The sequence below is a fragment of the Mycobacterium sp. HM-7 genome (assembly GCF_053852335.1).
The window spans coordinates 3439717-3465791 of the sequence record NZ_CM132657.1 but is presented as its reverse complement, the minus strand read 5'-3'; the positions used below and the strand labels follow the sequence as shown (position 1 = coordinate 3465791).

The 26075-nt window shown below is 68.4% G+C and carries 25 protein-coding genes and 1 pseudogene; 18 read left to right on the top strand and 8 right to left on the bottom strand.

What is annotated here, in order from left to right; all coding sequences use genetic code 11:
- Window positions 1–2: 2 nt before the first annotated feature.
- The 3 genes from ACWW1C_RS16705 to ACWW1C_RS16695 are packed head-to-tail and all read left to right on the top strand — an operon-like array spanning window position 3 to window position 3029.
- Window positions 3–1601, top strand: a complete 1599-nt coding sequence (locus tag ACWW1C_RS16705; protein WP_455979417.1) for an L-aspartate oxidase — start codon at window positions 3–5, stop codon at window positions 1599–1601.
- A complete protein-coding gene (nadC, locus tag ACWW1C_RS16700) occupies window positions 1601–2458 on the top strand; it encodes a carboxylating nicotinate-nucleotide diphosphorylase (RefSeq protein ID WP_455979416.1) in 858 nt (285 codons plus the stop codon). The genes ACWW1C_RS16705 and nadC overlap by 1 nt, the downstream gene beginning before the upstream one ends.
- Before the next feature lie 22 nt (window positions 2459–2480).
- Window positions 2481–3029: a hypothetical protein gene (locus tag ACWW1C_RS16695; protein WP_455979415.1), complete on the top strand. Its 549-nt coding sequence runs from the start codon at window positions 2481–2483 to the stop codon at window positions 3027–3029.
- A gap of 50 nt (window positions 3030–3079) precedes the next feature.
- On the opposite strand, the gene ACWW1C_RS16690 is transcribed toward ACWW1C_RS16695, so the two are convergent.
- Entirely contained in the window at window positions 3080–3496 is a 417-nt protein-coding gene (locus ACWW1C_RS16690; protein WP_455979414.1) for a nitroreductase family deazaflavin-dependent oxidoreductase, read from the bottom strand.
- 57 nt (window positions 3497–3553) lie between these two features.
- Between ACWW1C_RS16690 and hisD the strand changes: the two genes are divergently transcribed.
- The 8 genes from hisD to hisI all read left to right on the top strand — a co-directional run bounded on the left by hisD (window position 3554) and on the right by hisI (window position 10014).
- Window positions 3554–4873, top strand: coding sequence for a histidinol dehydrogenase (hisD, locus tag ACWW1C_RS16685; RefSeq protein ID WP_455984322.1), 1320 nt, complete (start codon window positions 3554–3556; stop codon window positions 4871–4873).
- Complete coding sequence (locus ACWW1C_RS16680) at window positions 4870–5988, top strand: histidinol-phosphate transaminase (protein WP_455979413.1); 1119 nt, start codon at window positions 4870–4872, stop codon at window positions 5986–5988. Before hisD ends, ACWW1C_RS16680 begins: the two co-directional genes overlap by 4 nt.
- Entirely contained in the window at window positions 5985–6593 is a 609-nt protein-coding gene (gene hisB, locus ACWW1C_RS16675) for an imidazoleglycerol-phosphate dehydratase HisB (RefSeq protein ID WP_020103224.1), read from the top strand. The genes ACWW1C_RS16680 and hisB overlap by 4 nt, the downstream gene beginning before the upstream one ends.
- Window positions 6590–7234, top strand: coding sequence for an imidazole glycerol phosphate synthase subunit HisH (hisH, locus tag ACWW1C_RS16670; RefSeq protein WP_455979412.1), 645 nt, complete (start codon window positions 6590–6592; stop codon window positions 7232–7234). Before hisB ends, hisH begins: the two co-directional genes overlap by 4 nt.
- Window positions 7231–7962, top strand: coding sequence for a bifunctional 1-(5-phosphoribosyl)-5-((5-phosphoribosylamino)methylideneamino)imidazole-4-carboxamide isomerase/phosphoribosylanthranilate isomerase PriA (gene priA, locus ACWW1C_RS16665; RefSeq protein ID WP_455979411.1), 732 nt, complete (start codon window positions 7231–7233; stop codon window positions 7960–7962). The genes hisH and priA overlap by 4 nt, the downstream gene beginning before the upstream one ends.
- Window positions 7959–8774 carry an inositol monophosphatase family protein gene (locus ACWW1C_RS16660; RefSeq protein ID WP_455979410.1) on the top strand — a complete coding sequence of 272 codons (816 nt, stop codon included), beginning with the start codon at window positions 7959–7961 and terminating at the stop codon, window positions 8772–8774. The genes priA and ACWW1C_RS16660 overlap by 4 nt, the downstream gene beginning before the upstream one ends.
- Complete coding sequence (hisF, locus tag ACWW1C_RS16655; protein WP_455984321.1) at window positions 8744–9553, top strand: imidazole glycerol phosphate synthase subunit HisF; 810 nt, start codon at window positions 8744–8746, stop codon at window positions 9551–9553. The genes ACWW1C_RS16660 and hisF overlap by 31 nt, the downstream gene beginning before the upstream one ends.
- A 110-nt stretch (window positions 9554–9663) precedes the next feature.
- On the top strand, window positions 9664–10014 hold the full coding sequence (gene hisI / locus ACWW1C_RS16650) for a phosphoribosyl-AMP cyclohydrolase (protein ID WP_455979409.1): 351 nt from the start codon (window positions 9664–9666) through the stop codon (window positions 10012–10014).
- On the opposite strand, the gene ACWW1C_RS16645 is transcribed toward hisI, so the two are convergent.
- Window positions 10011–10676, bottom strand: a complete 666-nt coding sequence (locus ACWW1C_RS16645) for a TetR/AcrR family transcriptional regulator (RefSeq protein WP_455979408.1) — start codon at window positions 10674–10676, stop codon at window positions 10011–10013. The genes hisI and ACWW1C_RS16645 overlap by 4 nt on opposite strands.
- A 162-nt stretch (window positions 10677–10838) precedes the next feature.
- On the opposite strand from ACWW1C_RS16645, the gene ACWW1C_RS16640 reads away from it, so the two are divergent.
- The 6 genes from ACWW1C_RS16640 to ACWW1C_RS16615 are packed head-to-tail and all read left to right on the top strand — an operon-like array spanning window position 10839 to window position 18668.
- Window positions 10839–12347 (top strand): amino acid permease, encoded by a 1509-nt coding sequence (locus ACWW1C_RS16640; protein WP_455979407.1) that lies wholly within the window; start codon window positions 10839–10841, stop codon window positions 12345–12347.
- A gap of 34 nt (window positions 12348–12381) precedes the next feature.
- Window positions 12382–13251 carry an urea amidolyase associated protein UAAP1 gene (locus ACWW1C_RS16635; RefSeq protein WP_455979406.1) on the top strand — a complete coding sequence of 290 codons (870 nt, stop codon included), beginning with the start codon at window positions 12382–12384 and terminating at the stop codon, window positions 13249–13251.
- An 8-nt stretch (window positions 13252–13259) separates the two neighbouring features.
- Entirely contained in the window at window positions 13260–13904 is a 645-nt protein-coding gene (locus ACWW1C_RS16630) for an urea amidolyase associated protein UAAP2 (protein WP_455984320.1), read from the top strand.
- Between the two features lie 43 nt (window positions 13905–13947).
- Entirely contained in the window at window positions 13948–16089 is a 2142-nt protein-coding gene (locus tag ACWW1C_RS16625) for a 5-oxoprolinase/urea amidolyase family protein (RefSeq protein ID WP_455979405.1), read from the top strand.
- On the top strand, window positions 16086–17762 hold the full coding sequence (gene atzF, locus ACWW1C_RS16620; RefSeq protein ID WP_455979404.1) for an allophanate hydrolase: 1677 nt from the start codon (window positions 16086–16088) through the stop codon (window positions 17760–17762). Before ACWW1C_RS16625 ends, atzF begins: the two co-directional genes overlap by 4 nt.
- 27 nt (window positions 17763–17789) lie before the next feature.
- Window positions 17790–18668 carry an oxidoreductase gene (locus tag ACWW1C_RS16615; RefSeq protein ID WP_455979403.1) on the top strand — a complete coding sequence of 293 codons (879 nt, stop codon included), beginning with the start codon at window positions 17790–17792 and terminating at the stop codon, window positions 18666–18668.
- Between the two features lie 278 nt (window positions 18669–18946).
- On the opposite strand, the pseudogene ACWW1C_RS16610 reads toward ACWW1C_RS16615, so the two are convergent.
- The 5 genes and pseudogenes from ACWW1C_RS16610 to ACWW1C_RS16590 form a co-directional block, all read right to left on the bottom strand.
- Window positions 18947–19555, bottom strand: a pseudogene (locus ACWW1C_RS16610) (LLM class flavin-dependent oxidoreductase); the annotation flags it as partial.
- Window positions 19556–19639: 84 nt separating this feature from the next.
- Window positions 19640–21040 carry a wax ester/triacylglycerol synthase domain-containing protein gene (locus tag ACWW1C_RS16605; protein WP_455979402.1) on the bottom strand — a complete coding sequence of 467 codons (1401 nt, stop codon included), beginning with the start codon at window positions 21038–21040 and terminating at the stop codon, window positions 19640–19642.
- Window positions 21037–22038, bottom strand: coding sequence for a Rieske 2Fe-2S domain-containing protein (locus ACWW1C_RS16600; RefSeq protein WP_455979401.1), 1002 nt, complete (start codon window positions 22036–22038; stop codon window positions 21037–21039). Before ACWW1C_RS16600 ends, ACWW1C_RS16605 begins: the two co-directional genes overlap by 4 nt.
- 295 nt (window positions 22039–22333) lie before the next feature.
- The gene (locus tag ACWW1C_RS16595) at window positions 22334–23131 is read right to left on the bottom strand and encodes an ABC transporter ATP-binding protein (protein WP_455979400.1); all 798 of its coding nucleotides are present in this window, start codon (window positions 23129–23131) and stop codon (window positions 22334–22336) included.
- Window positions 23128–23799: a FadR/GntR family transcriptional regulator gene (locus tag ACWW1C_RS16590; RefSeq protein WP_455979399.1), complete on the bottom strand. Its 672-nt coding sequence runs from the start codon at window positions 23797–23799 to the stop codon at window positions 23128–23130. The genes ACWW1C_RS16595 and ACWW1C_RS16590 overlap by 4 nt, the downstream gene beginning before the upstream one ends.
- Window positions 23800–23995: 196 nt before the next feature.
- Between ACWW1C_RS16590 and ACWW1C_RS16585 the strand changes: the two genes are divergently transcribed.
- Window positions 23996–25633: a 2-isopropylmalate synthase gene (locus ACWW1C_RS16585; protein WP_455984319.1), complete on the top strand. Its 1638-nt coding sequence runs from the start codon at window positions 23996–23998 to the stop codon at window positions 25631–25633.
- On the opposite strand, the gene ACWW1C_RS16580 is transcribed toward ACWW1C_RS16585, so the two are convergent.
- A complete protein-coding gene (locus ACWW1C_RS16580) occupies window positions 25620–26075 on the bottom strand; it encodes a peroxiredoxin (RefSeq protein ID WP_455979398.1) in 456 nt (151 codons plus the stop codon). The genes ACWW1C_RS16585 and ACWW1C_RS16580 overlap by 14 nt on opposite strands.

Sequence of the window (26075 nt, the reverse complement as noted above, 5' to 3'; positions counted from 1 at the left end):
CGGTGAGTGCCTCCACGTCCAGGAGGCTGGCCGCCTGCGGTGGCCGTGGCTACTGGCGCCAACGGGCTGACGTCATCGTCGTCGGCACAGGGGTGGCCGGCCTGGCGGCGGCGCGCGCGGCGCAGTCGGCCGGCAGCCGGGTCGTGGTCGTCGGCAAGTCCGGCGAGACGGCGACCGCCTATGCACAGGGTGGCATCGCGGTCGTCATCCCCGATACCGACGACTCGGTGCAGGCGCACGTCGCCGATACCGTCGCGGCCGGGGCCGGCCTGTGCGATGTCGACGCGGTCACCTCGATCGTCGCCGACGGCTACGCCGCGGTTCGCGAATTGGTCGGTGCCGGTGCAGCTTTCGATGAGGTCCGGCCCGGTGACTGGTCCCTGACCCGCGAGGGTGGGCACAGCCGCCGCCGCATCATCCACGCCGGCGGCGACGCCACCGGCGCCGAGGTTCAGCGGGCCCTGGCCGCTGCGACCCAGACGCTGGATATCCGGCCCAATCACGTTGCGCTGCAGGTGCTGCACCACGACGGAGCGGTCAGCGGGCTGCTGGTCCTGAGTCCCGAAGGACCCGGTGTGCTGACGGCGCCGTCGGTCATCCTGGCGACCGGTGGACTGGGGCAGCTGTACACCGCGACGACCAACCCGGACGGTTCGACCGGCGACGGCATCGCCCTCGCGCTGCGCGCCGGATTGCCGCTCCGTGACATCGAATTCATCCAGTTCCACCCCACCATGCTGTACACCGGCGCGGCCGGCGGCCGGTGCCCGTTGATCACCGAAGCGCTGCGTGGCGAAGGAGCCATCCTGCGTGACCTCCGTGGTGACTCCGTGACCGACGGCGTGCACCCGATGGGGGACCTGGCACCGCGCGACGTCGTGGCCGCCGCCATCGACGCCCGCCTCGCGGCCACCGGCGACGACTTCGTCTATCTCGATGCCCGCGGCGTACCCGACGTCGCCGCCCGGTTCCCGACGGTTACCGCCGCCTGCCTGGCCGCCGGTATCGACCCTGCGCGCCAACCGATTCCGGTGGTGCCCGGCGCGCATTACAGCTGCGGTGGGGTGGTGACGGACGTATACGGCCGCACCGAGATGGCCGGCCTGTACGCGGCCGGTGAGGTCGGACGCACCGGTATGCACGGCGGTAACCGCCTGGCCTCCAACAGCCTGCTGGAAGGCCTGGTGGTCGGTGGCCGGGCCGGTCGCGCGGCGGCGGAGCAGGCCCGCGAAGCGGGTGGAAACCGCGTACCGGAACCGGATCTGGGCAAGCGGCCCGCATTGGATCGGGATGCACTGCAACGCGGTATGACGAAGTACGCATCGGTGGTGCGCGACGCCGCGGGACTGGGGCAGCTGCGCGAGATGCTCACCGGGGCCCGCGATACCGCCATGTCGGCCCGCACTGCCGTCGAGGACGCGGCCCTGACCGTGACGGCGTCCGCGGTGGCCGCGGCGGCGGCTGCGCGGGCCGAATCACGCGGCTGCCACCACCGCGGCGACCGACCGGACCGCGATCCGGCGCTCGGGGTGTCGATCGATGTGCGGCTGGACGCCGCCGGGCGCGCAGTGGCCGCCCTGCCGATAGGAGTATGTAACTGATGGCATTGACAGCAGCAGAATTGGCCGACGCGCACGCGATCATCGACCGCGCGCTCGATGAGGACCTGCGGTACGGGCCCGACGTCACCTCAGTGGCGACGGTGCCCGCCGACGCCACCACCGTCGCATCGATGGTGTCCCGGCAGCCCGGCGTCATCGCCGGCCTGGACATCGCGGTTCTGGTGCTGGACAAGGTGATCGGCGAGGGCGCCTATCGGATCCTCGACCGCGCCGAGGACGGCGCCGAGGTCAAGCCCGGCGATGCCGTGCTGACCGTCGAAGCCCCGACACGGTCCCTGCTGACGGCCGAACGCACGATGCTCAACATTGTTTGCCACCTGTCGGGTATTGCGTCAGAAACCGCCCGTTGGGTGCAGGAGGTGACCGGTACCGACACGGCCATCCGGGACACCCGAAAGACGTTGCCAGGATTGCGGTTACTGCAGAAGTACGCGGTGCGCGTCGGCGGCGGCGTCAACCATCGGCTGGGATTGGGCGATGCCGCGCTGATCAAGGACAACCATGTCGCGGCCGCCGGGTCGGTACTCGCGGCACTGCAGGCAGTCCGGGCGGTCGCGCCGGATCTGCCGTGCGAGGTCGAGGTGGATTCGCTGGAGCAGCTCGACGAAATCCTCGGTGAGAACGTCGAATTGGTGCTGCTCGACAACTTCCCGGTCTGGCAGACACAGATCGCGGTACAGCGCCGCGACGCCCGGGCACCCGGCACCAAGCTGGAATCTTCGGGTGGGCTGAGCCTGGATTCGGCCGCGGCCTATGCCTCGACCGGGGTGGACTTCCTCGCCATCGGTGCGCTGACGCATTCGGTGCGGGTGCTCGACGTCGGCCTCGATACCTGACTCGGCCGCTACTATCACGAGCATGGCGGAAGACGAGAAGACCGAAGACAAGACCACCACGCTGAGCAAAGCCGCAAAAGACACCGACGAGACGTCGGGTTCGACGTCCGTCACCCAGATCATCGCGATTGCGGCCGTGGTCATCGGCCTGATCGCCGCCGCCATCGGCGGCTACGCCCTGTACGAGGTCAAGCACCAGGCCAAGACGTACACCGAGGCCGAGCAGGACACGGCCAAGATCGCGCTCTGTGACGCCATGAAGACCGTCAGCAAGGGCATCGCGATCAACACCAACCTGGCGGTCCCCGGCGGCCCCGACGACACGACGGGTGCCCTCGCAGTGGCGGCCAACGCCCGCCTGGCGCTCATCACCGGTGGCCAGTACCTGTTGAACCGGATCGATCCGGCCGCCCCGGCCGACCTCGCGACGGCGGCGCGCAAGTACGCGAACACCCTGCTGGACATCGGGGCCGCGGCGACATCCGGCTCTCAGACCGACGACCCGCAGCAGAAGGTGCGCCTGGACGACGCGGGCGCCGACAGCAAGCAGATCAACGACATCTGCAAGTAGCCGTCGACGGACCGGGGGCCACGCTGAGCTTCAGCGTGGCCCCCGGTTTGTCAGTGGGCGATATCGGCGACGAACACGCCGGTGCGCTTGGCCGCGATCCGGGCGATCCGCGGCAGCGACGGGTCATCGGTGCCCGCGGGAAGCACACGGGGGTTGACGAGGTGCAGGTCTTTGCGCGAGACATGGATGTCGGCCTCGCCGGCGGCCAGCACGTTCTTGACCCAGTTGGTCTTGCCATGGGCCAGCGCGACCGCCAGCACATCGCCCTTGCGGTACGAGGTGACGATCGTCTCGAATTGCTTGCCCGACGTGCGGCCACGGTGCTTGATGACCGAGAACCCGGGGAGCTTCTTGGACAATGGGCGCAGAGCCGGGTTGATGTACTTGATCTGGAAGTTCTCCAGCCACACCGGGAAGATCATCGGCACGCCGGCGGCGTTGTTGGGGTGGTCCTGACGGCTTGACATTGACGCCTCCGTATTCGATTTGGCTTGCTCTGGGAGAATAGTGGGGTGAACAGTGCAGTGAAGCTCGCGCGTATCGATTTGCGAGGTCAGCAGCTGTCCGCGGCGCAATTGCGAGCGGTGCTGCCCCGAGGCGGTGTCGACGTGGATTCGGTGCTGCCCAAGGTACGCCCGATCGTCGACGCCGTGGTCGAACGCGGCGCGGTGGCGGCACTGGAGTACGGCGAGTCGTTCGACGGCGTGCGGCCGGCGGCCGTGCGCGTCCCCAGGGCAGAGCTGGATGCCGCGCTGACCCGGTTGCCCGCCGACGTACGGGTGGCGCTCGAGGTCGCGATCGAGCGGACCCGCGCCGTGCACGCCGACCAGCGCCGCACCGATACCACGACGACCCTGGCACCGGGCGCGACCGTCACCGAGCGGTGGGTGCCCGTGGAGCGCGTCGGGCTGTACGTTCCGGGCGGCAACGCCGTCTACCCGTCGAGCGTCGTGATGAACGTCGTCCCGGCCCAGACCGCCGGCGTCGACTCCCTGGTGATTGCCAGCCCGCCGCAGAAGGACCACGGCGGTCTGCCGCACCCGACCATCCTGGCGGCGGCGGCCCTCCTCGGGGTCGAGGAGGTGTGGGCCGTCGGCGGTGCCCAGGGCATCGCGCTGCTGGCCTACGGCGGCGTGGACACCACGGGCGAGGAGTTGGCGCCGGTCGACATGATCACCGGGCCGGGCAACATCTTCGTCACCGCTGCCAAGCGCATCTGCCGCTCGCAGGTGGGCATCGACGCCGAAGCCGGCCCGACGGAGATCGCCATCCTGGCCGACCACTCGGCTGACGCGGTGCACATCGCCGCCGATCTGATCAGCCAGGCCGAGCACGATGAGATGGCGGCCAGCGTGCTGGTCACCACCAGCGAGAAGCTGGCCGACGCCACCGATGTCGAAGTGGCCGCGCAGGTTGCCACGACGCTGCACCGCGACCGCGTGACGGTTGCGCTTAACGGCAAGCAGTCGGCCATCGTGCTGGTCGACGACCTCGACGCCGGGGTACGGGTGGTGAACGCCTATGCCGCCGAGCACCTGGAGATCCAGACCGTCGACGCCTCTGAGATCGCGGGCCGAATCCGTTCGGCGGGTGCCATTTTCGTCGGCGCCTGGTCGCCCGTGAGCCTCGGCGACTACTGCGCCGGGTCCAACCACGTACTGCCCACCGCCGGCTGCGCCCGGCACTCCAGCGGCCTGTCGGTGCAGACGTTCCTGCGTGGCATCCATGTCGTCGACTACACCGAGGCGGCCCTGAAAGACGTTGCGGGGCATGTGATCACGCTGGCCAATGCCGAGAATCTGCCCGCGCACGGTGAGGCTGTGCGTCGGAGGTTCGAAAGGTGACGAAGATTTCCCTGGCAGACCTCCCACTGCGGGAGAACCTGCGCGGCAAGTCGCCGTACGGCGCACCGCAATTGGTGGTGCCGGTGCGGCTCAACACCAACGAGAACCCGCACCCGCCGACCCAGGCGTTGATCGATGACGTCGCCGCCTCGGTCGCCGAGGCCGCTGCTGAATTGCACCGGTACCCGGACCGCGACGCCATGGCGCTGCGCACCGATCTGGCTGCGTACATGCAGGCGCAGACGGGTGTCGCGCTCACGGCGGAAAACCTGTGGGCGGCAAACGGTTCCAACGAAATCCTGCAGCAGCTGTTGCAGGCGTTCGGCGGGCCGGGCCGCAGTGCCATCGGTTTCGTGCCGTCGTACTCGATGCACCCGATCATCTCCGACGGCACCCAGACCGAGTGGCTGTCGGCGACCCGGGCCACCGACTTCGGACTGGACGTGGATGTGGCCGTCGCGGCGATCCGAGACCAGCAGCCCGACGTGGTGTTCGTGACCAGCCCGAACAACCCGACCGGGCAGAGCGTGCCGCTCGACGACCTGCGGCGGCTGCTGGATGTCACTCCGGGTGTCCTGATCCTGGACGAGGCGTACGGCGAGTTCTCGTCGCAGCCCAGCGGTGTCGAGCTGCTGGCTGAATACCCGGCCAAACTGATCATCAGCCGCACCATGAGCAAGGCGTTCGCCTTCGCCGGTGGGCGGTTGGGCTACCTGGTGGCGGACCCCGCGGTGATCGACGCGATGCTGCTGGTGCGGTTGCCGTACCACCTGTCGGTTCTCACCCAGGCGGCCGCACGCGCGGCGCTGCGGCATGCAGACGAGACGCTGAGCAGCGTCGCCACCTTGGCGGCCGAGCGGGACCGGGTGGCAGCGGCGTTGTCCGACTTGGGTTTCCGGGTGATCCCCAGCGATGCCAACTTCATCCTGTTCGGGGAGTTCGCGGATGCCGCGGCGACCTGGCAGCGCTACCTGGATGCCGGCGTGCTGATCCGCGACGTCGGGATTCCCGGATTCCTGCGCACCACCGTCGGTCTGGCGTCGGAGAACGATGCCCTGCTGGAAGTCAGCGCCAAGCTCGCCGCATCGGAACCAGCCCCACAAGGAGTTTCATGACCCGCCGCGCCCGCGTCGAACGCACCACCAAGGAATCCAGCATCGTCGTCGAGATCGATCTCGACGGCACCGGCCAGGTCGACATCAGCACCGGGGTGCCGTTCTTCGATCACATGCTGACCTCCTTGGGCACGCACGCCAGCTTCGATCTGACGGTGCACGCCAAGGGTGACGTCGAGATCGAGGGCCACCACACGGTCGAGGACACCGCGATCGTCCTGGGTCAGGCGCTCGGCCAAGCCCTCGGCGACAAGAAGGGCATCCGGCGGTTCGGCGACGCGTTCATCCCGATGGACGAGACGCTGGCCCATGCGGCCGTTGACGTTTCGGGCCGCCCATACTTTGTGCACACCGGTGAGCCCGAGTCGATGGTGTCCTTCACCATCGCGGGTTCGTCGGTGCCGTACCACACTGTCATCAACCGGCACGTGTTCGAGTCGCTGGCCTTCAACGCCAAGATCGCGCTGCACGTGCGCACGCTGTACGGCCGCGACCCGCACCACATCACCGAGGCGCAGTACAAGGCCGTGGCCCGGGCGCTGCGCCAGGCCGTCGAGCCCGATCCGCGGGTGGCCGGGGTGCCGTCGACCAAGGGCACGTTGTGACACCGCAGCCTTCTGTCCGGCTCCGCCGGAAGCAGCTCGTTGTGCTGGACTACGGTTCGGGCAATCTTCGGTCGGCGCAGCGTGCCCTCGAGCGGGTGGGCGCTGACGTCGAGGTGACGTCCGACGCGGCCGCCGCCGCCGCCGCGGACGGACTGGTGGTGCCTGGCGTCGGTGCCTACGAGGCCTGCATGACCGGTCTGCGTGCGATCGGCGGGGAGAAGATCATCGCCGATCGCCTCGCCGCGGGTCACCCGGTGCTGGGCGTGTGCGTCGGTATGCAGATTCTGTTCTCGAAGGGCGTGGAGTTCGGCGTGCAGACCGAGGGCTGCGGGCAGTGGCCCGGCGAGGTCACCCGGCTTGATGCGCCGGTGATCCCGCACATGGGCTGGAACACCGTCGACGCCGCGGCCGACAGCACGCTGTTCAAGGGGCTTGATGCGGGCACCCGGTTCTATTTCGTGCATTCTTACGCCGCCCAGCAGTGGGGCGGCCATGCCGATGCGAAGGTCACGTGGGCCACGCATCACGTGCCGTTCATCGCTGCCGTCGAGGACGGCGCGTTGTCGGCGACACAGTTTCATCCGGAGAAGAGCGGCGACGCAGGTGCGACGCTGTTGGCGAATTGGGTTGAGGGGCTATGAGTTTGATTTTGTTGCCGGCCGTTGACGTGGTCGACGGCAAGGCAGTGCGGCTGGTGCAGGGCAAGGCCGGCAGCGAGACCGATTACGGCTCGGCGCTGGAAGCGGCACAGACCTGGCAGCGCGACGGCGCCGAGTGGGTGCACCTGGTCGATCTGGACGCCGCGTTCGGGCGGGGCAGCAACCGGGAACTGCTGGCCGAGGTGGTCGGCAAACTCGATGTGGCGGTGGAGCTTTCCGGCGGCATCCGCGATGACGCCTCGCTCAAGGCGGCCATGGACACCGGCTGCGCCCGCGTGAACATCGGCACCGCCGCGCTGGAGAGCCCCGAATGGTGCAAGCGCGCCATCGGTGAATACGGCGACCGGGTGGCGGTCGGTCTCGACGTGCAGTTCGAGAACGGCAGCTGGCGCCTGCGCGGCCGCGGCTGGGAGACCGACGGCGGCGACCTGTGGGAGGTGCTGGAACGCCTTGATGGTGAGGGGTGTTCGCGCTACGTCGTCACCGACGTCACCAAGGATGGCACGCTGACCGGCCCGAACCTGGACCTGCTGAGCACCGTCGCCGGCCGCACCAAGGCACCGATCATCGCGTCGGGCGGGGTGTCGAGCCTGGACGACCTGCGGGCGATCGCGACGCTGACCGGGCAGGGCGTCGAGGGCGCCATCGTCGGAAAGGCCTTGTACGCAGAGCGGTTCACGCTGCCCGAGGCCCTGGCCGCGGTGAAGTGATCGAATCGGCGAAGTTGGCAGAGCTGGTCGCGACCGCGACCGGCGTCCTCGACGACGCTGTCGCTCCGTTCATCGCCGGCCACCAGGCCGATGCGGCAGTTCGGAAGAAGGGCAACGACTTCGCCACCGAGATCGACCTCGCCATCGAGCGCCAGGTCGTCGCGGCGCTGACGTCGGCGACCGGGATCGGTGTGCACGGCGAGGAATTCGGCGGCGAGCCCATCGATTCCGAACTGGTGTGGGTGCTCGACCCGATCGACGGCACCTTCAACTACGCGGCTGGTTCGCCCATGGCGGCGATCCTGCTGGGCCTGCTGTGGCGGGGGACGCCCGTCGCGGGGCTGACGTGGCTGCCGTTCATGGGCCAGCGGTACGTCGCCACCGTGGATGGGCCGGTCCGTGACGGGGAGGCGGTGTTGCCGCCGTTGGCGCCGAGCACACTGGCCGACTCGATCATCGGAATCCAGACGTTCAACATCGATTCGAAGGGCCGGTTCCCGGGGCGGTGGCGCAACGCGGTCCTGTCGAGTCTGACGCGGGAATGTTCGCGGGTGCGGATGCACGGCGCCACCGGCCTCGACCTGGCCTATGTCGGCGCCGGCATTCTCGGCGGCGCCATCAGTTTCGGCCACCACATCTGGGACCACGCCGCGGGCGTGGCGCTGGTGCGGGCCGCCGGCGGAATCGTCACAGACCTCGCCGGGGCGCCCTGGACAGTGGAGTCGAAGTCGGCGTTGGCCGCCGCGCCCGGCGTGCACGAGAGGATGCTGGAGATCGTGAAATCCGTTGGGGTTCCGGAGGATTACCTGTGAGCCTGGCAACCCGAGTCATCCCGTGCCTGGACGTCGACGGCGGCCGGGTGGTCAAGGGCGTCAACTTCGAGAACCTCAGGGACGCCGGTGATCCCGTCGAGCTGGCCGCCGCGTATGACGCGGAGGGCGCCGACGAGCTGACGTTCCTCGACGTGACCGCGTCGTCGTCGGGCCGCTCGACCATGCTCGAGGTGGTGCGCCGCACCGCCGAGCAGGTGTTCATCCCGCTGACCGTCGGTGGCGGGGTCCGCTCGGTCGAGGACGTCGACACCTTGCTGCGGGCCGGCGCCGACAAGGTGTCGGTCAACACCGCGGCCATCGCCCGGCCCGAGCTGCTGTCGGAGCTGTCGCGGCAGTTCGGTTCGCAGTGCATCGTGCTGTCGGTCGACGCCCGGACCGTGCCCGAGGGTGCGGAAGGCTCTGCGCCGACCCCGTCCGGATGGGAGGTGACGACCCACGGTGGTCGTCGCGGTACCGGCATCGACGCCGTCGAATGGGCAACGCGCGGAGCCGAACTCGGGGTCGGGGAGATCCTGCTGAATTCCATGGATGCCGACGGCACCAAGGCCGGGTTCGACCTGGCGATGCTGCGGGCGGTGCGGGCCGCGGTGAGCGTGCCCGTGATCGCCAGCGGGGGAGCCGGCGCCGTCGACCACTTCGCACCCGCGGTGCAGGCCGGGGCCGATGCGGTGCTGGCGGCCAGTGTGTTCCATTTCCGCGAGCTGACCATCGGTCAGGTGAAGGCAGCGATGGCGGCCGAAGGGATCACCGTTCGATGAGCGAAGCGACATCGGCGAATGGAGGTCCCGTTCGATGAGCGAAGCGACATCGGCGAATGGAGGTCCCGTTCGATGAGCGAAGCGACATCGGCGAATGGAGGTCCGATCCGATGAGTGCTTTGGATCCTGGAATCGCTGCCCGCATCAAGCGCAACGAGGCCGGGCTGTTCACCGCCGTGGTGCAGCAGCGTGGCACCGGTGACGTACTGATGGTCGCCTGGATGGACGACGACGCGCTGGCCCGCACCCTGGAAACCCGTGAGGCGACGTACTTTTCCCGCTCCCGCGGCGAACAGTGGGTCAAGGGCCTGACGTCGGGCCACACGCAGCACGTGCACTCGGTGCGGCTGGACTGCGACGGCGATGCCGTGCTGCTCGAGGTCGATCAGGTCGGCGGGGCGTGCCACACCGGCGACCACAGCTGCTTCGACGCCGACCAGTTGCTCGCCCCCGAGGCCTAACTCGGCGCGAGCAGGTGCCGCTCGACCAGGGCCCGGCCCTCGGCCCGTAGCGCCTCGTCTACGTCGACGCCAAGTACCCGCAGCGCGGCATCGGCGATGGCTTCTGCCACTCTTTCTCCGGCCACTTCGTCGCCGGAGATGTCCGGGTCGTCGACGCGCTGCGCGATGACGGTCTCGGTCAGGCGCACCGGCAGGCTGCAGCGGAAGTCGTCGACGCCGCCCACGATGTCGACCGCCAATTCGCGGTACACGGCATGCAGCTCGCGGCGGCGGCGATGAAAGCCCTCGATGCCGTCGACCTCCGGCAGCAGATAGAGCCGGCCCAGGTTCCACGGCACGGACAACAGCTTGGCCGCGTCGCCGGCCGTCACGGCCCACAGGGCCGTCCGCGGATCGTCGACAGACCGCGTCACACGCCGCGCGAACTCCAGCGACGGCACCACCGTCGCGTCGAGCAGAGCTTCGAGAATGGCTTCCTTGTTGGGGAAGTGGTGGTACAGCGACGCCTGACGGATGCCGACCGCCTCGGCGATCGACCGCGTCGAGGTCACCGTGAAGCCTTTGGTCACGAACAGTTCGCCTGCGGCGTCGAGAATCTGCTCGGCAGCGGTACTGCCGGGGCGGAGGGCGTCGCGATGGCGGGGGCGGCCTGGGCGGCTCATGCCATCACTGTGCCATCTGCGCTCATTCGCGCACGGTCGGCTCGCGCGAAACCCAACTGTTACACCGCGACCCACACCGGAAACGTTGGTGACCCATCCGCGTCATGGGCACACCCAATTCTGTCAGTTGACAGGTATTAGCCTCTCCAGAATCGGGATCGGATGACATTGACCAACACGTCGCCGGCAGATCACGACGATCTTGCCGAGTTCGGCTACGACCAACAGCTGCACCGCTCGCTGGGGAAGTTCGCGTCGTTCGCGGCCGGCTTCTCGTTCGTCTCGATCCTGACCACGATCTTCCAATTGTTCGGCCTCGGATACAGTTTCGGCGGGCCGGCCTTCTTCTGGACCTGGCCGGTCGTGTTCATCGGACAGTTCGCGGTGGCCCTGTGCTTCGCCGAACTCGCGGCCCGCTACCCGATCTCCGGAGCCATCTACCAATGGGCCCGCCGCCTCGGCGGTGAGGTGGTCGGTTGGTTCGGCGGCTGGTTCATGATCGTCGCCCAGATCATCACGGCATCCGCCGCGGCCATCGCGCTGCAGGTCGTGTTGCCGTCGGTCTGGTCGGGATTCCAGATCATCGGCACCGATACCGCCCTGACCTCTGCTGACGGTGCGGCCAACGCCGTGCTGCTGGGTACCGCGCTGCTCGTGCTCACGACCACGATCAACTGCATCGGGGTCCGTTGGATGTCGCGCGTCGCGACCATCGGTGTCTGCTGCGAGATCGTCGGTGTCATCGCGGTCGTCGGGGTCTTCTTCACCCACGCACAGCGTGGTCCCCAGGTCGTGTTCGACACCGGCGCAACGGGTCCGGGTTATGGCTGGGCCTGGATCGCCTCCGGATTGATGGCCGCGTACGTGATGGTGGGCTTCGGCTCTGCCGGTGAACTCGCAGAAGAGACGCGCGACGCACGCCGCGTGGCGCCGCGCACCATCCGCTCGGCACTCACCGTGTCGGCGCTCGGCGGCGGTCTGATGATCATCGGCGCACTGATGGCGGCGCCGAGCCTGACCGACGGTCGGCTCGCAACCGAGGGCTTGCCCTACGTGCTGGGTGCCGTGCTGTCCTCGCCGTGGGGGACGCTGCTCCTCGTCGACGTGGCGATCGCGATCTTCATCTGCACCTTGGCGATCCAGACCGCAGCCACCCGGCTGATGTTCTCGATGGCGCGTGATCAGCGGCTGCCGTTCTCGTCGATCCTGTCCCGCGTCAATCCGGCTACCGGTACGCCCATTCCGCCGGCGATCGTGGTCGGTGTCGCGTGTGTCGGTGTGCTCTTGGTGAACGTCGGCAACTCCGCGATCTTCGCGACCCTCGCCAGCGTGTGCATCATCGCGATCTACATCGCCTACCTACTGGTGACCGCGCCCCTGCTGGCGCATCGGCTGCGTGGAATGCGTTGGGACGCATCGGCTACCGACGCCGGCGGTCGGCCACTGTTCTCGCTGGGCCGTTGGGGACTGCCGGTCAACATCTTCGCGGTGGCCTACGGCGTGGCGATGGTGATCAACCTGGCCTGGCCACGGCCGGAAATCTACGACCCGACGGGCACGATGCCGCTGCTGGTCTGGGCCGGGCCCTTCACCATCGTCGCGATCGTCGCACTCGGTGCGCTGTGTTTCCCATATCGCCGGGCCCATCCGAACCCCGTCGGAACACTCTGATCTCTACCAATCAGCCACTGCCGAAAGGATTCTCATGAGTTCTTCGTCCACCTCGACCACGTCGACCACCGCAGCCGCCCGCGCGCACGCCCGCGCACAGGCGGGCGCACACACCGCGGCCATGCCCGTCGTACCGGCATCGCTGTGGCCGGCCCCGCCCGCCGGCGTCGAAGCCGAACGTCTGACCTGGGCCGAGACGGTGCCGGGCGGGCGCTACACCCACAAGGTGCTGGATCGCGGAACCCGGTTGCGGCTCACCGACATCGACGGCCGTGCGTGTGCGCACCTGCTGCTGTGGCGCGCCGACGCGCCCTGGGAGCGGCTCAACACCGCCGACACCGTCAAGGTGCCGTGGCAGGCCTACCTCGGGACCGGCCATCCGCTGCTGGATGACCAGGGGAGAGTCCTGGCGACCATCGTCGCCGACACCTCGGGACACCACGATGCACTGTGCGGCACCACGACCCGGTCGCAGAACGAAGCCTGCTACGGGGCCGGCACCGCGCACTCCGACAGCCCGGCGGGCCGGGAACTGCTGGTGCTCGCCGCGCTCAAATACGGACTGGGTCCGCGCGACGTCGGCCCGGGCGTGTCGTTCTTCCACGGTGTCCGAGCCGACGACGCGGGCCGGCTCGTCTCGACCGGTTCGGCCGGAGCCGGCGCGACGATCGAACTGCTCATGCACTTTCCGGTGATCGTGGCGATCGCCAACACCGCACACCCGCTCGACGAAGCGCCGACGTTCGACACTTCCGATCTGGAGGTGCTGGCCTGGTCGGCTCCCGCCGACCTCGACGAGCTGGCGGCCCGCGCCGACACGATCGGGCCCGAATACGAACGCGCACACCGCAACACCGAAGACGTCTGGACCGCACTGCATCTCACCGAAGGAGCCGGCCGATGAGCACGGGCATGAGCACCATCACCACCGTCCCCGCGCTGGTGCCCGGCGCGACCATCCTCGACGAGATGGTCGAGGCCCGCGGGCCCTGGTCCGCGGTCGTCGCGGCAGGCGACGTCCTGACCATCGTCGACCTGCACGGCAACCAGGCCGTGGACACCCTGATCTATGGGGCCCACGACACCTCCCGCCGCTACAGCGCCCAGACGACCATCACGGCGCAGCGCTCGCTGTTCGTCAGCACCGGCACGGTGTTGCGGGACAGTGACGGCGCGGCACTGATGACCGTGGTGGCCGACGAGGTCGGTAATCACGACACCGTCGGCGGTGCCTGCTCGCAGGAATCCAACACGCTGCGCTATGGCCACCACACCCGTCACCAGCACGCCTGCGTCGAGAACTTTCTCATCGAAGGCGCCCGGTACGGCCTCGGAAAGCGTGATCTGGCACCGAATCTCAACTTCTTCATGAACGTGCCGGTGGAGGCCGACGGCACGCTGGGCATCGTCGACGGGCTGTCGGCACCGGGATTGCGGGTAGCGCTGCGCGCCGACACCGACGTCCTCGTCCTGGTCTCCAACTGCCCGCAGATCAACAACCCGTGCAACGGCTTCGATCCCACGCCGGTGCGGATGGTCGTCACCCGCCCGTCCTGATCCAGGTCTCTCGTACCGCGTTCTCGAACAAAGGAATTCGCGCATGGCGCTACCGACGACCACCGGCCTCCGGACCCTCACCGTGCTGCGGCCCGGGCCGAGCACCACCGTTCAGGACTGGCCGGGCCGCATCGGATACTGGCAGGTGGGAGTGCCCCCGTCGGGTCCGATGGACGATCTGTCCCTGCGGCTGGCCAACCTCGCCGTCGGCAATTCCGAAGGGGCGCCGGGCCTCGAGGCGACGATGGCCGGTCCGACACTGGGATTCGACGAGGCGACCGTCGTCTGCGTCACCGGCGCACCGGTGTCGGTGACGCTCGACGGCGTTCCGGCGCGGCAGTGGGCACCCATCGCGGTCCCGGACGGGGGCGTGCTCGAGATCGGCGCCGTGCAGGGTGTCGGGATGCGGATCTACATCGCAGTGGCCGGCGGCATCGAAGCAGAGGCGTACCTCGGTTCCCGCTCGACGTTCACGCTCGGCGGATTCGGTGCCGGTGGCCGGGCCCTCGCGGCCGGCGACCGCCTGGATCTGGGTGCCACGGTGGGACGGCCGCGGCGGCTCACCGAAGAGGAGGTGCCGTCGATCGGCCACGAGTGGCGCCTGGCGGTCACGGAGGGACCGCACGGTGCGCCGGAGTTCTTCACCCGCGCCGACATCGAAAGCCTCTATGAGGCCACCTATCTGGTGGACCACAACCTGGACCGCACCGGTATCCGCCTCGTCGGCCCGAAGCCGCAGTGGGCCCGGCCCGACGGCGGTGAGGCGGGCCTGCATCCCTCCAATATCCATGACACCCCGTATTCGGTCGGCGCGCTGGACTTCACCGGGGATACCCCGATCCTCCTCGGCCCGGACGGACCCAGCCTCGGCGGTTTCGTCTGCCCGGTGACGGTGACGTCCGCGGACCGGTGGAAGCTCGGACAGCTCACACCCGGCGACCGGGTCCGCTTCGTTCCGGTGCGCGCCAGTGCGGCAGCACCTTTGGCGGCCCTGGGCACCTCGCGGCGCGCGGCATCGCCGGTGGTGCGCAGTCCACGCGGGGACGGCGACGACGGTGTGCTGCACCGCGGCGTCACCGGGGACGGCACGACGTCGATGACCTTGCGCCGCAGCGGTGATGACAACCTCCTGGTCGAATACGGCACGATGACACTGGATCTGGTGTTGCGGGCGCGGGTGCACGCGCTGCACACCGCGATCGACGCACACCGGCCTCGCGGGATCATCGACCTGACGCCGGGAATCCGCTCGCTGCAGGTCAAATTCGACGCGGCGCTCACCGATCACCAGACGATGACGGCGTTCGTGCTGGACATCGAGTCTGCGCTGGGACCCGTCGACCAGTTGGTGCTGCCGAGCCGATCGGTACGGCTGCCGCTGAGCTGGGACGACCCGACTGTTCGGTTGGCGATCGACCGGTACCGCAACGGTGTGCGCGACGACGCCCCGTGGTGCCCGAGCAACATCGAGTTCATCCGCCGCATGAACGGCCTGGAATCGCACCAGGACGTGTTCGACATCGTCCACGCGGCAAGCTATCTCGTACTGGGCCTGGGGGACGTCTACCTGGGTGCCCCCGTCGCGACCCCGGTCGATCCTCGCCACCGCGTGGTCACCACCAAGTACAACCCGGCCCGCACCTGGACACCGGAGAACGCGGTCGGGATCGGCGGTGCCTACCTGTGCATCTACGGCATGGAAGGCCCGGGCGGCTACCAGTTGATGGGCCGCACCACCCAGGTGTGGAACCACCGATTCCCGCTGTCCGCACCGGGTTTCGAGCCCGAACAGCCGTGGTTGCTGCGGTTCTTCGATCAGGTGTCGTGGTATCCGGTGTCCTCCGAAGAGTTGACCGATCTGCGTGCCGACGTCGCCGCCGGCCGCGGCACGGTCGAGATCACCGAGGGGGAGTTCCGCATCGCGGACCATCTGGACTTCCTGTCACGGGAGGCCGACGACATCGCCGCGGTGCGACAGCGGATGACCGCCGCCCGCAATGAGGAGAGAGCCCGCTGGGAGGCCAGCGGCGAGATCGGCGCACGCAAGAAACCCGGGAGCGCGACGATCAAGCGGCGAGGAACGAGCCGCGATGTGGGGGCACCTCCCGCTTGCGGGGGAGAGTGCGACCAATCAGATTCAGGCGCCACAACAGGACAGGCCACAACAGGACAGGAAGTCGCATGACGGACCGGATCAGCGCCGCATACGCGGCCATCGCGCTGCGACAGGAAGCCTTCATCACCCTGCGGGACGAGGATGCGGTGCGTCGTGAGGTCGCGCAGGCCCAGGGGCCGCTGGCCGGTCAGCTGGTGGCGGTCAAGGACAACGTCGACGTCGCCGGCTTGCCGACCACCGCGGCCTGCCCCGGTTACGCCTATACCCCGGGCGCCGACGCGCCCGTCGTGGCGGCGCTGCGCGCGGCCGGCGCCGTGGTGATCGGCAAGACCAATCTGGACCAGTTCGCGACCGGGCTGGTCGGTACCCGCAGCCCGTACGGTGCGGTGCGCGACGCACGTCGGCCGGACCGGATTTCGGGTGGCTCGTCGTCGGGTTCGGCCGTCGCGGTGGCCATCGGGGCGGCCGACCTCGGAATCGGCACGGACACTGCGGGATCCGGCCGGGTTCCTGCTGCGTACCAGGGCCTCGTGGGGATCAAGGGCACGATCGGTCTGGTGTCGACGAAAGGCGTCGTCCCGGCGTGCCCGAGCTATGACTGCGTGACGATCCTCGCGCGGGACCTCGCGACGGCGGAGAGCGCCATGGCCGTGATGGCAGCCACGACGCAGCGGCCATGGCCGGCGTCGACCCGTTTCGCCGCCCCTGCGGACCCGGTGCTGGCGGTACCCGCCGAACTGCCGGCGATGGCGCCTGGCTGGGACGCTGCGTTCCAGCGCGCGGTCGATGCGGCGCGGGCCGCCGGGATGCGGATCGTCTCCATAGATCTGACGGACTTCCTGGCTGCCGCCCGACTGCTGTACGAAGGCGCACTGGTTGCCGAGCGCACGGAAGCGGTGGGGGAGTTCATCGCCGGCGCCGGTGACGGCGCCGGCCTCGATCCGACGGTCGCGGCCATCATCTCCGCCGGCGCCGCTCACACCGCGACGGGGTTGCTGCGCGACCGGTGCGAGTTGGATCGCCTGCGGGACCGGGCATTCCGTGCGTTGGGGGAGTGTGACGCGCTGTTGGTCCCGACCGCGCCGCTGCAGCCGACGCTTGCCGACGTGGCGGCCGACCCGGTCGGCGTCAACGCGAGGATCGGCACGTACACCAATTTCTGCAATCTGTTCGACATGTGCGGCGTCGCGGTTCCGGCCGGCGAGGTCGTGGAATCCGATGGCACCACAGCCCAATTCGGGGTCACGGTGCTGGGCCGCGCCTTCGATGACGCCGTGGTGGCCGATATCGCGGCTCGCCTGAGCGGCAGTGAGCGCGGGGCGGCTTCCTGGCCGGAACGCGCGGGAGCCGAGGCGGTGACGCTGGTCGTGGCCGGCGCGCATCTGCGGGACCAGCCGCTCGCCGGTCAGCTGCATGACCTCGGGGCTCGGTGGGACGGGCCGGCCCGTACGGCCGAGCACTACCGGATGACGGCGCTGCCGTCCGGCAAGCCCGCGCTGGTGCGACTGCCCCACGGCGGGCGGGCCTTCGAGGTCGAGCGTTGGTCTCTCTCACCCGCGGCGCTCGGGAAGTTCCTGGTCGCCCTGCCGACGCCGATGGGGCTGGCAGCGATCGAACTCGACGACGGAACCTGGGAGACCGGCTTCGTGTGTGCCGACGAGGGCGCCATCGCGGCGCCCGATATCTCGGAATTCGGCGGTTGGCGGGCCTACCTGCGGGCCCAGGAGTTCGCCACCCAGTGAGCCGGCGGCGGCTACGCTGCACCGAATATGACGAGCACACCTTGGACCCTGGCCGACGCGGGCCGTCAGGACGGGCGCGTCGCGGTGGTCACCGGCGCGAACAGCGGTATCGGCGCGGAGATCGCGAGAGGCCTGGCCGGGCTCGGGGCGACGGTGGTGCTGGCGTGCCGCAATGCCGAAGCAGCTCGGCAGGTGCAGGCTTCGATGCCGGAGGCGACAACCGAATTCGCGGAACTGGACCTCGCGGACCTGGCGTCGGTGCGGCAGTGCGCCGAAAGTCTCCGTACCCGGCACCGCAGAGTCGACCTGCTGATCAACAATGCCGGCGTCATGCATCCCGTGCGCACCGAGACCAAGGACGGTTTCGAAGGGGACTTCGGGGTGAACTTTCTCGGCCACTTCGCCCTGACCGGGTTGCTGCACGACCGCGCTGAACGCATCGTGATGGTGAGCAGCCTGACCCACCGCCGCGGCGTCATCGACTTCGAGGATCTGCACGGCCGCACGAAGTTTCGCAGCGCCAAGGCGTATGCCAATTCGAAACTCGCGCAATTACTGTTCATGAGCGAGTACAACCGCCGGCACCGCGCGATGTGCGTGGCGGCGCACCCGGGCAGCGCCCGCACCGCGATTCTTCGGGACCAGGGCTGGCAGAAGCTGGCGTACCACCCGCGGTTGCGGTTCTCGACGTCATGGTTCGTGCAGGACGCCGATGCCGGAGCGCTGCCGATCCTCCGCGCGGCCACCGACGCTGACGCCGAGGCCGGTGACTTCTACGGCCCCGGGGGGCGTTTGCAGATGACGGGCGCGCCGGTGAAGGTCGAGCTCGCCGCTGTCGCGCGTGACCCGCTTGTCGCGCAGCGCCTGTGGGAATCGGCGGAATCCTTGACGGGCGTGCGGTTCTAGCGCGGCACGGCGGGCATGACATCGTCCACGACGCGGTGCAGATACGGCCAGGCGATGTCCGGCGGTAGGCCACCACAGAGCGGATGCAGGGAGAGCACGCCGTCCCGCGCGATGGCCTCGATCGCCTGCTCCACCGAATAGATGCGGTGACTGCCGTTCTCGGCACGCAGCGCGTCGACGGTCCGCGCGGTGGAGAGGCTGACGATGTGGGGGTCGTGATGGCCGTCGGCGTAGGTCATCGCATCGTGGAGCAGATACGGGCCGATCTCGTCCCAGGCCCGGTCCACGTCGTCGGCCACGAAGACCGTCGTCGGGAACCCGGGCCGGGGCTGCTGCATTCGCCCGGGTACGCGGCCCTGCCGGGCGCACTCGTCGTGATAGGCCTCCGCCAGCTCGGGCAGATTGTTCTGCGCGTTGAACCCCAACCCGAAACGGGCCGCGCGCCGGGCGGCCCGCGGGGTGCCGCCGCCATAGGACAGGCGCACTTTGCGCTCGGGTGCGGGACGGACCAACACGCCGCGGTCGTGGTCGAAAAAGCGGGTCCCGTCAAGGGCTTTCAGCAACACCGTCAGATGTTCTTCGGCCAGTTCGCCGCGGCGGTGATAGTCGACCCCGAGTGACTCGAACTCTTCGGGCCGGTAGCCGACGCCCAAGGTGTACGAGATTCGTCCGCCGCTGAGATGGTCCAGTACGCCGATGTCCTCGGCGAGGCGCACCGGGTTGTACAACGGCAGGATGAGGGCGCTCACCGCGATGGGCACCGATGTGGTTCGGGCCGCCAGCGCCGCGGCCATCGGCAAGGGGCTCGGCAGGTAACCGTCTTCGGCGGCGTGATGCTCCGACACCACCAGCAGGATCAGACCGCGGGATTCGGACCACGCCGCCATGTCGAGCGCGGCGGGATACAGCGACGACGCCGGCGCGCCACCGGCCGGGGCCCGCATATCGAACCGCAGGGTGAACACGGAACCCTAACTCGCCGAGGCCAACAGAGTCGCGAGCTCGGCCTCGATCCCCGCGGTGATGGCGGCGGCATCGGAGACGTGCCGGGCGTCCGCCGTCACCGACAGGCAGAGGTTGTTGTTCCAAGACATGGCGATGACGCTGGGTCCCATACCGTGATAGAGCGGCCCCGCCGGATGGAAGCGCAGCGCCGGCAGGTTGAGGAACACCGGATCGTCGACCGCGATGCCGCTGGCGTTCGACACGATGACGTTGCAGGGCCACGAAATCCGTTCGGCCAGACCGAACCGCTCGATGGTCCGGAACAGCAGGTTGACCGCACGGCCGGGCGCGTACTCGTTCCACTGCCGAAAGAGGTTGACGCCGCGCTGTTCCTGTACTGCTTTGACCGCCCGGGCATGTTCGGCGACTGCGCGAAGACGTCGTACCGGGTCCGTCACCGTCGTGTTCAGGTTGACCCGCAGCACCGTGGTGGTGCCGACGCCATCGGTGACGTAGTCGGAGGTGTCGGCCGTGCGCATCGCATAGGGAACGGCCGCGACCAGGGGCTGCTCCGGGCGTTGGCCCTGCCGGTCCAGCACGTTGTCCAAGGCGGCGCCCACGCAGCTCAGCAGAATGTGGTTGATGGTGACAGAAAAGCACTGGGCCACCGTCTGCAGATCCGCGAGCGGCAGGACGGCCACAGCGGCGGTCGAAGAACCGGAAAGTGAGCAATTCAGCGCCGTCTTGGGCGCTTTCACGTCGAGGTGGCGGGCGGCCCATTTGCCGCGCGCGACGCGCGCCGAGGTGGCCACGAGCCGGGGGAGTCGGCGGAGCCGCTGCGCCTTGCGCGTGACGGCATCGCGCAGGATCGCCGTCGGCCGCGTCGGAAACGTCGACGACTCGGGGATGGCCCTGGCCGGCCGGGCACTCAGATCCCCCGGGGTCATCAGGCAGCCGGTGACCTCTATCGCCGAGTCACCGTCGACGAGGAGGTGGTGCACCACGGAGATCAGGTACGCCAATTCGGTGTCGTCGTCGTCCAGAACGTACATGTGCCACAGGGGTTTCCGCCGGTCGAGATGCATGGCACGGACCGCAGCCAGCGCCTTGGCCGCGCCGACAGCGCCACCGGGCTCGGGCATCGGCAGCGCCGTCACGTGCGCCGAGACGTCGATCCGCGGCCGGGCCACCAGCATGGGCCGGTCCAGGTTGAACCACGGGTCGTAGAGCACCTTGCGGTACGCGGGCATCAGGTGCATCCGGTTGTTCAGGGCCGAAACCACGTAGTCCCGCAGGTTTCCGAGCACCGAACTACGGTCGACGAGGATCAGTGACATGCCGTTGCCGACCTGCAGGCCGGTCTCCTGATAGAGCTGCCAGGCGTCCATCCCGCTGACCCGCTCCGCGCGGGGCATCGCCGTGCTCATGCCGCCGGGGTGTAGAACTGCCGAACCCAGTGGCGGTACTTGCCGATCGGCCCGTCGCCCGGTGTCAGCTTGGGATGCTCGAGGTACACCTTGTCGTCCCAGATCAGCTGGTCACGTTGCACCTCGTACGCGACGACCTGAAGCACGATCCAGCCTGCCAGGCGTTCGATCGGTGCCAGCAGTGCGCCCAGAAGCCGGTTCCGCACATGCCTTTTGGCAGCGATGCCGATGTAGATGTCGACATTGCGTTCGGCGACCGGGGTGGGCAGCACCATCTGGCGGACCGTCAGGCCGCCCTGGATGGCGATCTCCACCAGGGAGAAGCCGAGGCCGACCAGAACCGACTTGAAGTGGAAGCTGACGCCGCCGATCACCGGAATGGGTTTGGTGCCACCGTATTCGGTGTAAATCCGGGGGCCGTCGATCTCCATCGGCTTGGGCACGACGAAGTCGCGGAACTTGTGGATGGTCGCGAAATGCGCGTGGTCCAAACCGTTTTCATTGACCTCTTGCGGATGGGTCTTGAAATGCAGCTTCTTGGTCGCGATCGGGTGCCAGCCCGGGTCGGCCGCGGGCAGGTCGAGTTCGAATGTGGGCTGCTGACCGGGCGGGCCGTGGTAGACCATGATCATGCCCAGGTGATTGCGGACGGGCAGGGTCTTGAGCGCCGCGCCCCGCGGCGGCTCGCCGGTCGGCGTCGAGACGCAGGTGCCCGACGGAGCGAATCTGAACTCGTGGAATGGGCAGACGACGGCCTCGCCGTCGACCCAGCCGCGTTTACCGATGTGTGCGCCCAGGTGGGGGCAGTACGGCTCGGCGGCTGACAACTCCCCGGATGCGGTCTGGAAGATGATGATCTCGCCGTCGAGAAAGCGCCGCGTCAGCACCGTCCCGGGCTTGAGTTCATGGGCGAACGCCACCGCGTACCAGCTGTAGGGGTAGGGCGGGAACGCGTCACCGGCGCGGCTGAGGCTGGTCACTTCCGTCGTTGAGGTCATCGAAGCCCTTTCGCTGGCCGCGCGGTGGAGTCGAATCCGAAACAGGTGACGCGCGGACAGCGCCGGCGAAAGACACGCGGGAGCTCCGCACGTGTCCGTAGATTTCCCCGACTACGTTCCCGCGTCCACGTCGTTGTGGGTGGCTGGTAGAACATGTTCTAGTTCGCAGTAGACCACTAGTTCGACAACTGTCGCAAGTGAACCGAAAGACTCTGTCGCGCACGTAAATTAACGACTCGGGTCGGGAAACCGGGCAGTAATACTGCCAATAGCCGGACAGGGCCCGGCGCGTGTGTTAGGCCGTGACTCGGCCGGCTTTCGCGCGGGCTGACCAGCGGCCGTGGTCATAGCCGACTTCGACCGGATGTGAAAACGCCTCTGTCACATGATCGGTCGTCACGGTCTCGACGGCCCGGCCCGCGGCAACGGTGCGGCCGCCGGCGATCAGGAGGGCGTGTGACGTGGATGTCGGCAGCTCCTCGAGGTGATGCGTCACCAGGATCGATGCCATCTCGGGGTGTGAATGTTCCAGCGCGTCAAGGGTTTCCAGCAGCTGCTCGCGGGCGGCGACATCGAGGCCGGTGGTTGGTTCGTCGAGCAGCAGCAGTCGCGGCTCCGCGATCAGGGCGCGGGCGATCAGGGTGCGGCCACGCTCGCCTTGGGAGAGCGTCGGCCACACCGCATCGGCCCGGTGGGTCAGCCCGACGGTGCCGATCAATGCGTCGGCGCGGGCGATGTCCTCGGTGGTGGGAGTCCAGCGGGCCGCGAGGTCGATGGTGCCGGTGATGCCGGTCAGCACCACCTCCCGCACGGTCAGGGGGTACTGCAGCCGGTGCCGGGGGTTGACGTGGCCGATGGACCGGCGCAGCGGTGCCAGGTCGGTGCGCCCCATCTGCGCGCCCAGCACGCGCACCGTGCCCGACGTCGGAAACGTGACTGCGCCGCAGAAACCGAGCAGCGTGCTCTTGCCCGCACCGTTGGGGCCGAGCAGCGCCCAGTGCTCGCCCTCGTGCACCGTCAGTGAGATGCCGTCGATGATCTGCTTGCCTTCGCGCCGGAAGGTCACCGTGTCGAGTTCGAGGACCGGGGTCATGTGAACGACTCCTTCAAAGCGCTCAGGTGGGTGCGGCTCGCGGCGGCCGCGGCGTCGGGATCGCGCGCGACGATGGCGTCGGCGAGTTGCCGATGCAGGTCGTGGTCGCATGGCTCTGACGTGATGGGGCGAATCTTGAGCATGTCGATCATCGCCAGCCGAAGTCGGGGGAGGAACGCGTCGAACAACTGGATCAGCACATCGTTGTGCGACGCGGCGATCACGGCGCGGTGAAACGCCATGTCCGCGTCCACGTGGTCGGATACCGACTGGCCCGTCACGCCGCGGGCGGCAAGGGTGCGCCGGATGGTGCGCAGGTCGGCGGGCGTGCGCCGGCTCGCCGCCAGTGCTGCACCTTCCGCCTCGATGGCGATGCGGGCCTCGATCACCGACGCGATGTTCGCACTGCGCAGGACGGTGTCCCAGTCCTCGGTGACATCAACGGCGGTGACGAAGACGCCGGCGCCCTGGCGGCTGTCGAGGACGCCCTTTCCGGCCAATTCCCGGATGGCCTCACGCAGCGTGGAGCGGCCAACGCCGAGCTGGGCGGCCAGCGTCGTCTCGCCCGGAAGCCGTTGTCCCAGTGACCATTCGCCGTCTTTGATGCGCGTCAGCAGTAGTTGCGCGGCTTGTGCCGCCAGGGGTTGACGCGATACCTGCGAGACCATGAAACCTCTCTACTTGTCTGAGGAGTTGTGTATAGTCTAGCCATCATGACGCGCGTGCTTCTCCTTGGCTGCCGCGGCGGGGTCTGACACGACCGGCCCCCTGCCGTGGGGCTCTGTCGCGACCGGTCACCTTTCTCACCCGACCGAAAGCGCACCACTCATGAGCACCTCCTGGAACCGTCAACAACCGTCTCCCATGCCGTGGCATCGCTACACCGATGTCTTCAACCGGGTGGACATTCCTGTCACCCAACGGGATTGGCCAGGCAACCGAATCACCGCCGCACCGCTGTGGGTGCCCGTCGACCTGCGCGACGGCAACCAGGCCCTGGCCGAGCCGATGGACCCGGCCCGCAAACGCCAGTTTTTCGAACAGCTCGTCGTCATCGGCTACAAGGAGATCGAGGTCGGCTATCCGTCGGCTTCCCAGACCGATTTCGACTTCGTCCGGTTGTTGGCCGAGACCGATATCGCGCCACGGGATGTCACCATCGCGGTGTTCACCCCGGCGCGCCGCGACCTGATCGAGCGCACCGTGGAGTCGGTGCGGGGTATGCGCAACGACGTCGTCATCCACATGTACACCGCGACGGCGCCGACGTGGCGGAACACCGTGCTGGGCAAGGACCGCGACGAGCTGCGCAGTCTGATCCTGCACGGCGCCCTCGACGTCTTGAGCTTGACGGAGAACATGCCGAACATCCGATTCCAGTTCTCGCCGGAGGTTTTCAACCTCACCGAACCCGACTACGTGCTGGAAATCTGCGATGCGGTGACGCAGTTGTGGGATGCCACCGAGAGCCGGCCGGTGATCCTGAATCTGCCCGCCACGGTCGAGGTCGCGACGCCCAACGTCTACGCCGACCAGATCGAGTACATGCACCGGAATCTGGCTCGCCGCGATGCGGTGATCCTCTCGGTGCACCCGCACAACGACCGGGGGACCGGGGTGGCCTGCGCCGAGCTGGCCGTGCTGGCCGGCGCGCAACGGGTGGAGGGCTGCGTCTTCGGCAACGGTGAGCGCACCGGAAACGTCGACATTGCCACCCTGGCGCTGAACCTGTACGCCCAGGGCGTCGACCCGATGATCGACTTCTCCGACATCGACCGGATCGCGCGCACCGTGGAGCACTGCACCCGGATGGCCATCCACGAGCGGCATCCGTACGCCGGCGACCTGGTGCACACCGCGTTCTCCGGTACGCATCAGGACGCGATCAAGAAGGGTCTGGCCGAACATCGCGTCCGGGCCACCGCGGAGAACAGGTCGGAACGCGAAATCGATTGGCGGGTGCCGTATCTGCCGATCGATCCCGCCGACATCGGGCGCAGCTATGACGCGGTCATCCGGGTGAACTCGCAATCCGGCAAGGGTGGTATCGCCTACCTGTTGCACACCGGCTACGGCATGGACCTGCCGCGGCGGCTGCAGATCGACTTCGCCCGGCATGTGCAGGCCCACACCGACGGCAGTGGTGCCGAGGTGACCGCAGCCGAGCTCTACGACCTGTTCGAGGCGGCCTACCTGGGTTCGGGCGGCGCGGTCGAATTGAAGGACTGGCACACCAGCAGCGATGAGACCACCGAGATCACGTTGACCGTCAACGGGGTTGCGCACACGACTGCGCATCGCGGCGTCGGACCGGTCGAGGCGCTGACCCGGGCCCTGGCCGACGTGGGCCGACCGGTCGAGATTCTCGGCCTGACCCAGCAGTCCATCGGCGACACGGCCGTCACCTATCTGGAGCACCGCGGCGGCTGGGCCTGCGGCCGCAGCGACTCGGTGCTCACCGCGTCGCTGGCGGCCGTGGTGCGGGCGGCTAACGCGCCCTGAGCACCTCGAGCGCCTTGTCGGCATGCGAGTCCATGCTGATTTCAGAGGCGATGACCTCGAGGATCCTGCGGTCGGTGTCGATGACGAACGTGGTCCGCTTGACGGGCATCAGCTTGCCGAGCAGGCCACGTTTGACACCGAACGCCTCGGCCACCGCACCCGAGGTGTCCGACAGCAGCGGGTAGTCGAAGCTGTGCTTCTCGGCGAACTTGTCCTGTTTTTCGACCGCGTCCATGCTGATCCCGACTCGCGACGCACCGACGGCCGCGAACTCGGCGGCCAGATCCCGGAAGTGGCAGGCCTCCATGGTGCAGCCCGGCGTCATCGCGGCGGGATAGAAGAACAGGACGATCGGTCCATTGGCCAACAGTTCGGTCAGGCTGCGGTTCGTCCCGGTCTGGTCGGGGAGATTGAACTCTGCGACGAGGTCACCACGTTTCAT

Bases quoted from the DNA above. Each gene is read 5' to 3' on its own strand.
- nadC (WP_455979416.1), top strand. From the start codon at position 1,601: ATGGCATTGACAGCAGCAGAATTGGCCGACGCGCACGCGATCATCGAC.
- ACWW1C_RS16695 (WP_455979415.1), top strand. From the start codon at position 2,481: ATGGCGGAAGACGAGAAGACCGAAGACAAGACCACCACGCTGAGCAAA.
- ACWW1C_RS16690 (WP_455979414.1), bottom strand. From the start codon at position 3,496: ATGTCAAGCCGTCAGGACCACCCCAACAACGCCGCCGGCGTGCCGATG.
- hisB (WP_020103224.1), top strand. From the start codon at position 5,985: ATGACCCGCCGCGCCCGCGTCGAACGCACCACCAAGGAATCCAGCATC.
- priA (WP_455979411.1), top strand. From the start codon at position 7,231: ATGAGTTTGATTTTGTTGCCGGCCGTTGACGTGGTCGACGGCAAGGCA.
- hisI (WP_455979409.1), top strand. From the start codon at position 9,664: ATGAGTGCTTTGGATCCTGGAATCGCTGCCCGCATCAAGCGCAACGAG.
- ACWW1C_RS16645 (WP_455979408.1), bottom strand. From the start codon at position 10,676: ATGAGCCGCCCAGGCCGCCCCCGCCATCGCGACGCCCTCCGCCCCGGC.
- ACWW1C_RS16640 (WP_455979407.1), top strand. From the start codon at position 10,839: ATGACATTGACCAACACGTCGCCGGCAGATCACGACGATCTTGCCGAG.
- ACWW1C_RS16635 (WP_455979406.1), top strand. From the start codon at position 12,382: ATGAGTTCTTCGTCCACCTCGACCACGTCGACCACCGCAGCCGCCCGC.
- ACWW1C_RS16630 (WP_455984320.1), top strand. From the start codon at position 13,260: ATGAGCACCATCACCACCGTCCCCGCGCTGGTGCCCGGCGCGACCATC.
- ACWW1C_RS16625 (WP_455979405.1), top strand. From the start codon at position 13,948: ATGGCGCTACCGACGACCACCGGCCTCCGGACCCTCACCGTGCTGCGG.
- atzF (WP_455979404.1), top strand. From the start codon at position 16,086: ATGACGGACCGGATCAGCGCCGCATACGCGGCCATCGCGCTGCGACAG.
- ACWW1C_RS16615 (WP_455979403.1), top strand. From the start codon at position 17,790: ATGACGAGCACACCTTGGACCCTGGCCGACGCGGGCCGTCAGGACGGG.
- ACWW1C_RS16605 (WP_455979402.1), bottom strand. From the start codon at position 21,040: ATGAGCACGGCGATGCCCCGCGCGGAGCGGGTCAGCGGGATGGACGCC.
- ACWW1C_RS16600 (WP_455979401.1), bottom strand. From the start codon at position 22,038: ATGACCTCAACGACGGAAGTGACCAGCCTCAGCCGCGCCGGTGACGCG.
- ACWW1C_RS16595 (WP_455979400.1), bottom strand. From the start codon at position 23,131: ATGACCCCGGTCCTCGAACTCGACACGGTGACCTTCCGGCGCGAAGGC.
- ACWW1C_RS16590 (WP_455979399.1), bottom strand. From the start codon at position 23,799: ATGGTCTCGCAGGTATCGCGTCAACCCCTGGCGGCACAAGCCGCGCAA.
- ACWW1C_RS16585 (WP_455984319.1), top strand. From the start codon at position 23,996: ATGCCGTGGCATCGCTACACCGATGTCTTCAACCGGGTGGACATTCCT.
- ACWW1C_RS16580 (WP_455979398.1), bottom strand. From the start codon at position 26,075: ATGAAACGTGGTGACCTCGTCGCAGAGTTCAATCTCCCCGACCAGACC.